We start from the raw sequence: 12,341 nt of genomic DNA, 5'->3' as shown, positions 1-12,341 counted from the left end.
TCCCTCGCCGACCAGGGGGCGGCCAGCGCCGACCAACGACATGGAGGCAGGCGCGCGCCCCCGCAACGGCTTACAGCGGCGGCAACCCCGCCTCGCGCAACGCCCGGGCGACATAGTCGGCGAAGGCCGCGTCCCGCGCCGGCGCACGCTGGCGCATCCAGGCCAGCGCCACCAGCGCTTGCCACGCGATCAGCGCCTCCTTGTCTAGCCCGGTGCGCGCGCGACAGCGCCGCAGATACCAGGCCGCCGCCGCGTCCCGCATCATCGCCTCCCCCCGCGCCACGTCGCCACCCCCGCGCGCCGGGCCAAAGCGCATCACCATTTCGGTGCGCACCAGATCGGTGGCGATCGTCCCGCACGCCGCGCGCGACCAATCGATCACGGCGACCCCCGCCTCTGTCACGATCAGGTTGCCGGGATGCAGGTCGCCATGGGTCAGCCGGTCGCCTTCATTCAGCAGGTCCAGCCGCGCGATCGCCGCCTCCCGCAGCGGCTCGCTTATGTCGGCGGCGGCGATATCCTCCGCCAGCACGCCCTTGCGACTGCGCAGCGTCGGCGCATGGCACTGATGGATACGCGCCTGAAGCTGCGCCATCTGCTCCAGCGCCCAGGCCGCACGGTGCGGATGGCGCGCCATATAAGTCAGCAGATTGGGGCCGCGCATCTCGGCATAGATGATCGCCTGCCGCCCCTCGACCCGCGCTTCGCCGAACACCGTAGGCACCGGCAGGCCGCTCGCCTGCACCACCCGCGCGATCGCATATTCGCGCGCGACGATGGACGGGTCGATCCCGGCATGAAACAGCTTGAGCACCCGCCCGCCGTCGATCCGATACACCTGCGCGCTCGCGCCCGCGGCGATGAAGGCGGAAGGATCAGGCGCACGCATCACCCGCCCCTCTGCCCGCTGCGCGCCCGCTTGGCCAGCCCGTTTGTCGACGGGCTGGCCCCATGCGGCTTTACACCACGACGAAATCCGCGCCGGTCAGCGGCGGATGCCCCGCGACCACGCCGAACAGCACGGCCGCGCCGCCCAGCGACCCGTCCGCGTCGTAGAAGAGCTGCCCGCTGTCCGTGTCATAGATGATGCGCTGATCGGCCGAGGTCGCCGTGCCGCTGGCATTGGCCACGAACGCGCTCGCATCCAGCTTGCCAAGGTTCAGCCCGGCAAACACGGCATCGTCCAGTTCGATGACATCCACGCCCTTTTCAAAATCCAGGATCGTGTCGACATTGGTCGCCGCGTTCAGCACGTCGCCGAAATGGAATCGATCCGCGCCGCCGCCGCCGGTCAGCCTGTCCGATCCCGTCCCGCCATCCAGCAAATCGCCATAGCGCGACCCCAGCAATGTGTCGTCACCGCCATGGCCGAGCAGGCTGATGCTGGCCGACTTGTCGACCCACACCGCGTTCAGCGAGTTGTTGAGGTCATTGCCCTGCGCCACCACGCTCGCCCCTTCGGCCACGCCCACCAGCCTCAGCCCTTCGACATTGGCGCCCAACCGATAGCCGACGCTGCTGGTGATGACGTCATAGCCCTCACCCGCCTGCTCATAGACCAGATCCGTCATGCTATCGACGACATAGCTGTCATTGCCACGCCCGCCGCGCATCGTGTCGCCCCCGGTGCCGCCGTCCAGCAGGTCGTCATAGCGCGATCCCAGCAGCCGGTCGTTGCCACCCCCGCCCAGCAGGCTGATCTTCGCCTGCTGATCGACATATACAGCGTTCAATTCATTGTTGAGGTCGTTGCCCTGCGCCACCACGCTCGCCCCGGCCGCCACGCCGACCAGCCGCAGCGCCTCGACATTGGCGCCCAGTGCATATCCAACGCTGGACGTTATGACGTCATAACCCGCGCCCACCTGTTCGACGACGACATCGCCTGCATTGTCAACGACATAGCTGTCATTGCCGTATCCACCGGCCATCCGGTCCGCGCCGGTCCCGCCATCCAGCAGGTCATCATAACGCGATCCCTGCAGATCGTCATTTCCTCCGTCGCCATAGAGCCGGATTTGCGTGCCAGCAGCCGGCGCGACATTGACCCACACGGCGTTCAGCCAGTTGTTGCCCGCATTGCCGTGCGCGTCGACCGCCCCGGTCACGCCCATCAGGCGCAACGCTTCGACATTATCGCCCAGCCTATAGCTGATGCTGGTATCGACCGTGTCGAACCCCTGGCCCGCCTGCTCGATCACCATGTCGGCGGCGTTGTCGACGATATAGCGGTCATTGCCAGCACCGCCCGTCATGCTGTCGACGCCCGTGCCCCCATCCAGCAGGTCGCCATAGCGCGAACCGAGCAGATTATCGGCGCCGCCCTCGCCATAGAGCCGGATTTGCGTGCCAGCCGCCGGCGCGACATCGACCCATGCTGCATTCAACCAGTTGTTGCCCGCATTGCCATGCCCATCAACGGCGCCCTTTGCCCCGATGAACCGTAACGATTCGACATTGGCGGACAGCGTATAGCTGATGCTGGCATTGACTGTGTCGAAACCTTCGCCGGCAAATTCAATGGCTTGATCGCCCATCGCATCGACAACAAAGGTGTCATTGCCCAAGCCGCCAAACATGCGGTCGGCACCGACACCGCCATCCAACAGGTCATTGCCAGCGCCGGCGAACAGATTGTCGTCGCCACCCAGGCCGCTCAGCCAGTCGTCGCCATCCGACAATATGGAGCTGACGTCATTATCCAGATCATTACCGACACCCCGGAAATTCCCGGAGCCGATAAAATAGAGCTTTTCGAGATTTGCGCCAAGATTGTACGAAGAAGCGTAAGTCGACAGGGTATCGATGCCCTCGCCAGCAGCCTCGATGATGACATCCGTGCCATCGCTATCGAGATACAGGTCGTCGCCCTGTCCCCCGATCAGCGTATCCAGCCCGTCGCCACCATCAAGCACATCGTTCCCGAATCCGCCGTCGAGATAATCTGCCCCCTCGGCCCCGATCAGCGTGTCGTTGCCTTCGCGGCCATAGATTTCGTCATCGCCGGCGCCACCGTTAATCTGGTTGTCGAGTTCATTGCCCGACATTTCGTCATTAAATCGCGATCCATTCAGATTTTCGACATTCTTCAACCAGTCGACGCCAGAGCCGCCACCTCCGAAATAACCCAGCCTGATGACGATACGACTGGCCGCCTGCACATAGCTCACCGTATCGACGCCTTCTCCGCCATCGAACATATCAGGGGACGTGCTGCTGAACAGCAAGTCGTTACCGGCACCGCCCATCACCATGAAGACGTTACCATTGGTAGTGATCACGTCATCGCCCGCGCCAGCATCGATGGTCAGTTGACCGATATTTGCCGTGGCGACGATGGTATCGCCAAATTCGCTGCCACGTAATCGTGACAGATACTCGAAATTCTGAATCGTGCCCCCGCCGATGACGAGCGAAGACGTTTGAAACATCGACGTATTAATGTTGATGGCTTCCTGCGCGCCACCAAAGGAGTAGGACAGATAGTCCTCACCGTCTCCCCCATCCGCGCTATCGCCATAGCCCGCCCAAATCGTGTCCGTACCGTCGCCACCGGAAAGATGATCGACCTCGCGCCCCATGTCGTGGCTAGGTCCGTCCACATTGAGGCTCGCCGAATAGAGAATGTCGGACCCTGCACCGCCAGTCAGTCGATCCGCGCCATCGCCACCGATCAGAGTGCCGCCGTCACTTGCGGCCCTCAGATCATCATTGCCCGCGCCACCATCTGCAAAGCCCCCTCCCCATGAGTAGGAATTCATGACGATCAGGTCGTTGCCGGCGTCACCATATGCTACCGAAGCGCCGTAGATTTGATCATCTCCGTCACCACCATATGCCGTGCCGTCCCGACCCATGCGAATCACGTCATTTCCCGCATCCCCATAAGCATTGCCACCATAGCTGCTCGCCGTTGCGTCGATCAGGTCGTCGCCATTCCCGCCATGCAGACTGCCATTGGCCCAGCCCGAATAATAGGTGCCGACAATGGTGTCGTTGCCATCTCCTCCGAAAATGGCGTCGCCGCTTGGGTAAAATGTATCTAGGCCTACCAGATAGTCGTCGAACGCGCTGCCCAGTATATAGCTGACACTCTGGATATTGGTGATGACGCCGCCGCCGATGGTGATCGAAGTCTCCGTTTGCAGACGGCTGAAATCGGCGACAACACCTGCGGTGGCGCCGGAAAAGTTGATATAAAGGCGATTGCCGTAACTATCCTGCTCGCCGCCATCGACATTGTCGCCATAGCCTGCGAACAGGTAATCGTCGCCCGCCCCTCCACGCAATGTATCGACGTCGGTAAAGCTGTCGTCGGAAACAGCATCATTAAGGTTTGGGAAATAAGGATCGATCAGGTCGCTGGTTCGGCCATGGGAAAACAGAACGTCATTCCCGTCTCCCCCATCCAGAATATCCGCACCCCCGCCGCCCGCGATATTGTCGTTGCCCGTGCCGCCGTTTAGCCAATCGGCACCGTCCGTTCCTGTCAGAACATCATCGGCAACTGTGCCCAGCATATTTTTACGCTGCGGAACGCCTTTAAGTTTAGCCACCCAAACCCCCTGTGAAAAAAGGAGAAATGTAAGGAAATAAAAAGTCCGTCAACAACTATTGCTGGCATCTGAAAAACTGCGCGCAAATAGCATCGCACAGACAACTTTGCAGCTTTGCACCCTCTCCCATTGCGACGTCGCGCCGTGTCCAAACACCCTCCTTTCGCTTCATGGATCGGGCACCTATCTATCGGCTCGACGGCGCGTCAGCGCTTGCCCGAACAGAACAAATCTGGAACAACGCCTTCATGAGCCTTACCCATATCTCCGTCCGCGGCGCGCGCGAGCATAATTTGAAGGGCGTGGACGTCGATCTGCCCCGCGACTCCCTCATCGTCATCACCGGCCTGTCGGGATCGGGGAAGTCGAGCCTCGCCTTCGACACCATCTATGCCGAGGGGCAGCGCCGCTATGTGGAATCGCTCTCCGCCTATGCGCGCCAGTTCCTTGAGATGATGCAGAAGCCCGATGTCGAGCATATCGAAGGCCTCTCCCCCGCTATCTCCATCGAGCAGAAGACGACCAGCCGCAACCCACGCTCGACCGTCGCGACCGTCACCGAAATCTACGACTATATGCGCCTGCTCTGGGCGCGGGTCGGCATCCCCTATTCGCCCGTGACCGGCGAACCCATCAGCGCCCAGACGGTCAGCCAGATGGTCGACCGCGTGATGACGCTGCCAGCGGGCACGCGCTTCTACCTGCTCGCCCCGGTGGTGCGCGGCCGCAAGGGCGAATATCGCAAGGAACTCGCGGAGTGGCAGAAGGCGGGCTACACCCGCGTCCGCATCGACGGCGAAATGTATCTGATCGAAGACGCCCCCGCGCTCGACAAGAAGTACAAGCATGACATCGAAGTCGTCGTCGACCGCCTCGCCGTCGATCCCGACATGGGCACGCGCCTCGCCGACAGTTTCGAGCAGGCGCTGAAACTCGCCGACGGCCTCGCCTATGTCGACCTGGCGGATACTACTGTTGCAGAGGCTCAGAAAAACCAAACTCCGTTCGCTTCGAGCGAAGTCGAGACGCCTTTGGGGCATGGTGTCTCGACTGCGCTCGACACGAACGGCGGCGGTGAAAAAGGCAAGATGAAGGGCGCGGGCGTCCCCGCCAACCGCATCGTCTTCTCCGAAAAATTCGCCTGCCCCGTCAGCGGCTTCACCATCCCCGAGATCGAACCGCGCCTCTTCTCCTTCAACGCCCCCATGGGCGCGTGCCCCGCCTGCGATGGCTTGGGCGAGCGGCAGGAGTTCGACCCCGAACTCGTCGTCCCCAACGAAGCCCTGTCCTTGAAAAAAGGCGCGGTCGTCCCCTGGGCCAAATCCAACCCGCCTTCGCCTTATTATATGCAGGTGCTCGGCTCCCTCGCCAAGGAGTTCGGCTTCTCCCTCGACACCCCCTGGGCCGACCTGCCCGGCGAGGTGAAGCTCATCATCCTCCACGGCACCGGCGGCAAGCCGGTCACGCTGCGTTTCCAGGACGGCCGCAAAAGCTATGAGGTGAAAAAGGCGTTCGAGGGCGTCATCGGCAACCTCAACCGCCGCCTGCTCCAGACCGACAGCGCCTGGATGCGCGAGGAGCTTTCCAAATATCAGCGCGCCCAGCCCTGCGAAACCTGCCACGGCGCGCGCTTGAAGCCCGAGGCGCTGGCCGTGAAGATCGCGGGCGAGGACATCTCCATCTCCACCCGCCGCTCGGTGGTGGACGCCTTGGGCTTCTTCTCCACCCTCCCCGCGCAGCTCAACGACCAGCAGAACCAGATCGCCAAGGCCATCCTCAAGGAAATCGTCGAGCGTTTGGGCTTCCTCAACAATGTCGGCCTCGATTACCTCAACCTCGACCGCACCAGCGGCACCCTGTCGGGCGGCGAAAGCCAGCGCATCCGCCTCGCCAGCCAGATCGGCAGCGGCCTCTCGGGCGTCCTCTACGTCCTCGACGAACCCTCGATCGGCCTGCACCAGCGCGACAATGACCGGCTGCTCGTCACCTTGAAGCGCCTGCGCGACCTCGGCAACAGCGTCATCGTCGTCGAACATGACGAGGATGCGATCCGCGCCGCCGACTATATCGTCGACATGGGGCCGGGCGCGGGCGTTCATGGCGGCACCATCGTCGCGGAGGGCACGCTCAAGCAACTGCTCAAGAACAAGAAGAGCCTCACCGCCGATTATCTCAACGGCACCCGCCGCATCGACGTGCCCGCCACGCGCCGCAAGGGCACCGGCAAGAAGCTCACCGTCCACAATGCCCGCGCCAACAACCTCACCGGCGTCACCGCGTCGATCCCCCTGGGCACCTTCACCTGCATCACCGGCGTGTCAGGCTCCGGCAAGTCCAGCTTCACCATCGACACCCTCTACGCCGCGTCGGCCCGTGCGCTCAATGGCGCGCGCATCATCGCCGGCCCGCATGACAAGGTGACGGGCCTAGACCATTGCGACAAGGTGATCGACATTGACCAGTCGCCCATCGGCCGCACCCCGCGCTCCAACCCCGCCACCTATACCGGCGCCTTCACCAACATCCGCGACTGGTTCGCCGGCCTCCCCGAAGCCCAGGCGCGCGGCTACAAGCCCGGCCGCTTCAGCTTCAACGTCAAGGGCGGCCGCTGCGAAGCCTGTCAGGGCGACGGCGTGCTCAAGATCGAGATGCACTTCCTCCCCGACGTCTATGTCACTTGCGACGTGTGCCACGGCGCGCGCTACAATCGCGAGACGCTGGAGGTGAAGTTCAAGGGCAAGTCCATCGCCGACGTGCTCGACATGACGGTCGAGGATGCGGTCGAATTCTTCAAGGCCGTCCCGCCCATCCGCGACAAGATGGCGATGCTCGCCGAAGTGGGCCTTGGCTATATCAAGGTCGGCCAGCAGGCGACGACCCTCTCGGGCGGCGAGGCCCAGCGCGTCAAGCTCGCCAAGGAACTCTCCCGCCGCGCCACCGGCAACACCCTCTACATATTGGACGAGCCCACCACCGGCCTCCATTTCGAGGACGTCCGCAAGCTCCTCGAAGTCCTCCACGCGCTGGTCGACCAGGGCAACAGCGTGGTCGTGATCGAGCATAATCTCGACGTCATCAAGACGGCGGACTGGATCATCGACATGGGACCGGAGGGCGGCGTGAAGGGCGGCGAGGTGGTCGCTGAAGGCACGCCGGAGAAGGTGGTGAAGGAGCCGCGCAGCTTTACCGGGCGGTATCTGGCGCCATTGTTGGGGCTAGAGGCCGTGGCAGCGGAGTGATCCGCCCCATCAAATTGGCCATTCGAAAGGCTTAAACTTCACCGATGCTGCCCCGCTGTAACCCAGTATGGCCGCCGCCAAAGCCGGCGGCTGTCGATCGGCTAAGTCTTGAGCCTTTTGCGCGTAACCGAGATAAATCTCATGCATTTTGGCATCGATATCTTTGACTGTCTGAATATCGTTACAAAAAATGTAGTGCTGCGCCCAACCCTTAGCCATTCCAGCTATTCTATTTAATGTTTTAGGAATGCTATAATTTTTATCAAAATCCCCAATATTCTCTGAAGATTTTGCCTGCAACAGAGAGGCAGCCGCAGCCTCTCTTGCCCTTTGAACAATAGACTGCCGCGATTTTTTCGTCGGACGCATTAGCCCGTTGGAGAACTCGATACCCAAATATTCGAATTTCTGGATTACTTCTACGGGATGCGCACTTGTTTTATCATCGACAAAATTCATCCCTAGAGCGCCCAGCAATTGCTGTGCTTTTCTAAAGCGCGCAGAAGCTGCCCGACCCGAGGGAGCAAGAATAACCACGTCATCGATGTAGCGAATACATCGGCAATCACCTTCATTCATCTGCTGATCAAATTCAGATAGAATAAGGTTCCCGATAAAAGGAGACAAACAATTTCCTTGGGCGACGCCGATATCACCCACGGGGAATGATGATTTATACTTCCAAATCATTCGCGAGGATTCAAGGTCGACCGAAATAGCCTTTTCAAATAAATCTAGAAATAATCTATCTTTAGTAAATTTTGCTACCTGCGCAATTGCATCTGATTTTTTTAATTTCGTAAAGAAACCCTCAATATCGGCAATCATAACATGGGTTGCCCCATTCCCTATGCTGCACAAAAGGGCTTGAATAGCAGCAGGAACACCAGCCAAGTCCTGTCCGGCTCGCCTCGGTATCCCACCATAGCTATTAGGCTGAAACGCCTTTTCTCTAACGGCGTCGTCACTCATCAATGCGTCCAAGACGCACCTTTGGACCACGCGATCTTCGACATTCGAAATTACAATTGGACGTATTTTATTTGCCTTTCCCGGTTTGGGAATGGCCACACCACGCGCTTTGGAAAATTTATAGCTATTCCTTTGAAGGCGCGTCGATATAGATCTTATTTTTCTCTGCTCTTGACTCAAAAAAGCTGCGGCTTCATCCTGCACGAAAGGTGAGGACGAAGCGCGAGAGTTGGATTTGACCGCTTGCCAAGCTGAATTGAGATTCCCGTGTTTTCTAATGAATCTACTGAAACGGTCTTCCAAGTCTCTGGGCCCCCGCTCTTGTTCTCCCTTCCGACAACGCCTTATCCTCTCGGGCCTCGGCATCGAGCCTAAACCCCGCGATGCGCCGAGTGCTTACACACACAGCCACATCGCCGCTCCGCTCGCTCGTCACACCGAGAGTATCGACTGACAAAGCGGGCCTCGCAAGAGTCAAACACAGCAAAGCGATAAGAATCGCCGCACCGCGCCGCACCCATTTGGCACGTTTTTGCATGCCCCCCAAATACCGCGCCAATTGCCGGAGATTTCGACTTCAGCCCGAAATTCGTCTTGCATGTCCGCGCCCCCTTCCTTGTAAAATATCCTAATAGCTGCCGAGCAGGGTGCCCGATTGGACTGAACAGCAGCATTGTTCTTGTTATTGCCGGAAAGGATCGCCTTATCCTCTCGGGCCTCGGCATCGAGCCTAAACCCCGCGATGCGCCTAGTGCTTACACACACAGCCACATCGCCGCTCCGCTCGCTCGTCACACCGAAATACTCGACTGACAAAGCGGGCCTCGCAAGAGAACGACCTTAATATTGCATGCGAAACCTTGCGTTTCAAGAATTGAGCTGTCGAATCTTGGAGTAACAGCAAAAAAAATCGCACGTTGGCACTGCCGTGCACTGATGATACGTTGTTTAGATGACCAAACTCACCCCCATCGAGTCCGAGTTCGCGACGACCGAGGAAGCGGAAGCCTATGACGCCTGGTTTCGCGCGACCATTGAAGCGCGCATGACCTCGGACAACCCGCGCATCCCACATGATGAAGCGATGGCACGGATGCAGGCGATCATTGACCGGCGCAAGACCGCCTGATGCTGCCGCTCGTCTGGCTGGAAGAGGCGCTGGACGATCTCGAAGGCATCGTCGACTTCATCGAAACGCAGAACCCTGCCGCCGCTGAACGCACCGGTCAGGCTATCCGTCACACCGCCGATTGCCTGACCGATCATCCCTATATGCACCGGACCGGCCGAGTCCCCGGCTCGCGCGAAGCGTTGGTGACGCCCAATTACGTCATCATCTACCGCGTCGGCGCTGACGCCATCGAAATCCTTGCCGTCAAGCACACCCGCCAGCAATATCCCTAGCGCCCATCCCCCACGCCCGCTAACCCCTTGTCCCACGGCCCCGACTCCCGTCGCGCGCCGTAAAGGGGGGACTTTCATGAAATCATTTGCCGCCACTGCCGCGCTTTGCGCCGCCTTGCTGATCGCCGCGCCGGCCGCCCAGGCCGATGACGGCGACGACAACGCCTTCGTCCTCGTCAACAAATCGACCGTCGACGCCATCCAGTTCTTCACCAAGCGCAAGGATGGCACTTGGTCGAAGGACTGGCTCAAAATGCCGGTCAAGCCCGCCACCAGCCGGTCGCTCAAATTCTTCGAAGGGGACGAACGCTGTGAGGTGCAGACCCGCATCGTTTTTGCCGACGCCAGCGAATTTGACAGCCCGGTCGATTATTGCGGCGTCACCAATCTGATCGTCACCGACAAGAATATGTTCACGCAATAATCGCCTGCGATCCTGCCCGGCCCCCGCGATGGGACGCGCCGGGCAGGAAAAGGCGGCATCGCGCCGCCGCCCAAAATCCTATTGCCCTGTCCTACACGCGCCCGATCTGCCTACCCTCATGGCAAAGCCTCATTTCTGGAAACAGGAGCCTTGCCATGACCGCGATTGTGCCGCCGACCGTCCCCTCGCTCCCGCACGACCTGCCCACCCCCGCCGACGCGACCCGTGCCGATGGCTGGACGCCCGCGCGGCAGCGGCGCTTCCTGGAAACGCTCGCCGCCACAGGCGTCATCAAGCTCGCCTGCGAAAGCGTGCGCATCACCCAGCGCAGCGCCTATAACCTCCGCATCCGCCATGACGGCGCGGCCTTTCGCCTGGGGTGGGACGCGGCGATCCTGATCGCGCGCGACAGGCTCGCGACCGATCTGCTCGCCCGCGCGCTCACCGGGCAGGAGGAGGTCATCCGCAAAGATCCCGACAATCACGAAATCCGCCGCCACCGCCATGACAATCGCCTCGCCATGTCGATGCTCTCCCGGCTCGATCGCATGGCCGACGCCCCGGCCGAAGGCTCCGACGCCGCGCTCGCCCGCGTCATCGCGCAGGATTTCACCGCCTATTGCGACATGATCTGCCCCTATGCGGTCATGCTGAACGAAGTGGCGCGCGACGACCTGCCCCTTGCCGGACGGGAGCCGTCCGCCCGCACCAGCGCCGACGCGCAGACCTGGCTGGGCGAACGGCCGAACGATCCCGAACCGGTCGAGGGCGACGCGGCCGCCTTGGTCACGTCCGCCGCCTCCGTCGCCATGTTCATCGCCGTGCGCCGCAACCTACTGTCCACCACCGCGCGGGGCGGCGCGCTCGGACCGGTCGGCCATGGCGAAACCGGGCTGAACCCGCCTGTTTCCGCCGCGCATGAACGGTGTGAACTTCGCTCGGCTGAGGCCTTTCCCCACCTCATGGACCTGCCGCCCGAGGAGGCCGCCGCCGGGCTGCGCGGCGTGTGGTGGGACACGCTCTACAATGCCTGGCGCACCGATTTCCCGCCGCCGCCCGATTTCACCGGCGAGGAATCCGACGAGATGTATGATCCCGACGATTATCAGCGCGAACTGACCATCGACGAGGAACAGGCCGTCGCCCGGCAGCTGGAGGCGGAATATCTGCCCTATAAGGAAGCGGCGATCCGCGCGCGCGACGCCTATTTCGGCTTCGACGCGGCGGCGGCCGATGCCGGTGACGCGCCCGATCCCGCCGACGCGAGCCGCGCGGCCCACGCGGAGGCGCCTCCGACCTGATGCTCGGGGCCATGCCGCCCCGCGCGCCGCCCTCACCGCCCCTGCGATTTGCAATTTCGCGCCCCATGCCCTACATGGGGCAAGCTACAGTCGCAAATCGACGGTCTTCGGCGCTTTGCGGCACCTACTTCCTTCTTTCCCTGCCCCTTTAGCCCTTGGCCCGTTCACTCGGGACGGGCCGCAACGAAAGAAGGACTCATTATGAGCATCACTGGAACCGTCAAATTCTTCAACGCCGACAAGGGCTACGGCTTCATCGCCCCCGATGACGGCAGCCCGGACGCCTTCGTCCACATCACCGCCGTCGAGCGCGCGGGCCTTGCCACGCTGCGCGAAAAGGACCGCGTCTCCTATGATCTGGAGCAGGATCGTCGCGGCAAGATGGCCGCGGTGAACCTCACCCACGCCGAATAAGGCGTCCGGGCGGATCGCGCGCGTCGCTCTC

Annotated in this window: 9 protein-coding genes; 6 read left to right on the top strand and 3 right to left on the bottom strand. The window is 61.4% G+C overall.

Going from position 1 to position 12,341, the window contains the following annotated elements; all coding sequences use genetic code 11:
• Positions 1-70 precede the first annotated feature (70 nt).
• A complete protein-coding gene (locus SAB01S_RS00120; protein ID WP_062731193.1) occupies positions 71-889 on the bottom strand; it encodes a phosphotransferase family protein in 819 nt (272 codons plus the stop codon).
• A gap of 70 nt (positions 890-959) precedes the next feature.
• Entirely contained in the window at positions 960-4,556 is a 3,597-nt protein-coding gene (locus SAB01S_RS00115; RefSeq protein WP_157078232.1) for a calcium-binding protein, read from the bottom strand.
• 248 nt (positions 4,557-4,804) lie between these two features.
• Here SAB01S_RS00115 and uvrA point away from each other — a divergent pair, with 248 nt between their 5' ends.
• The gene (gene uvrA, locus SAB01S_RS00110; RefSeq protein ID WP_062731462.1) at positions 4,805-7,795 is read left to right on the top strand and encodes an excinuclease ABC subunit UvrA; all 2,991 of its coding nucleotides are present in this window, start codon (positions 4,805-4,807) and stop codon (positions 7,793-7,795) included.
• 9 nt (positions 7,796-7,804) lie between these two features.
• Here uvrA and SAB01S_RS17970 read toward each other — a convergent pair whose 3' ends face one another.
• Positions 7,805-9,133 (bottom strand): reverse transcriptase domain-containing protein, encoded by a 1,329-nt coding sequence (locus SAB01S_RS17970; RefSeq protein ID WP_083951052.1) that lies wholly within the window; start codon positions 9,131-9,133, stop codon positions 7,805-7,807.
• 586 nt (positions 9,134-9,719) lie between these two features.
• Here SAB01S_RS17970 and relB point away from each other — a divergent pair.
• The 5 genes from relB to SAB01S_RS00080 all read left to right on the top strand — a co-directional run bounded on the left by relB (position 9,720) and on the right by SAB01S_RS00080 (position 12,310).
• On the top strand, positions 9,720-9,896 hold the full coding sequence (gene relB / locus SAB01S_RS00100) for a type II toxin-antitoxin system RelB family antitoxin (RefSeq protein WP_062731190.1): 177 nt from the start codon (positions 9,720-9,722) through the stop codon (positions 9,894-9,896).
• Positions 9,896-10,171, top strand: coding sequence for a type II toxin-antitoxin system RelE/ParE family toxin (locus SAB01S_RS00095; RefSeq protein WP_174525593.1), 276 nt, complete (start codon positions 9,896-9,898; stop codon positions 10,169-10,171). Before relB ends, SAB01S_RS00095 begins: the two co-directional genes overlap by 1 nt.
• 76 nt (positions 10,172-10,247) lie before the next feature.
• Positions 10,248-10,595, top strand: coding sequence for a hypothetical protein (locus SAB01S_RS00090; RefSeq protein ID WP_062731188.1), 348 nt, complete (start codon positions 10,248-10,250; stop codon positions 10,593-10,595).
• Between the two features lie 155 nt (positions 10,596-10,750).
• A complete protein-coding gene (locus SAB01S_RS00085; RefSeq protein WP_062731187.1) occupies positions 10,751-11,896 on the top strand; it encodes a hypothetical protein in 1,146 nt (381 codons plus the stop codon).
• A gap of 201 nt (positions 11,897-12,097) precedes the next feature.
• Positions 12,098-12,310: a cold-shock protein gene (locus SAB01S_RS00080; RefSeq protein ID WP_021225578.1), complete on the top strand. Its 213-nt coding sequence runs from the start codon at positions 12,098-12,100 to the stop codon at positions 12,308-12,310.
• Positions 12,311-12,341: the final 31 nt, after the last annotated feature.

The sequence above is a fragment of the Sphingobium abikonense NBRC 16140 genome (assembly GCF_001598335.1).
Classification (GTDB): domain Bacteria; phylum Pseudomonadota; class Alphaproteobacteria; order Sphingomonadales; family Sphingomonadaceae; genus Sphingobium; species Sphingobium abikonense.
The sequence above is the reverse complement of the archived record's forward strand: the minus strand, read 5'-3'. Positions and strand labels throughout refer to the sequence as shown.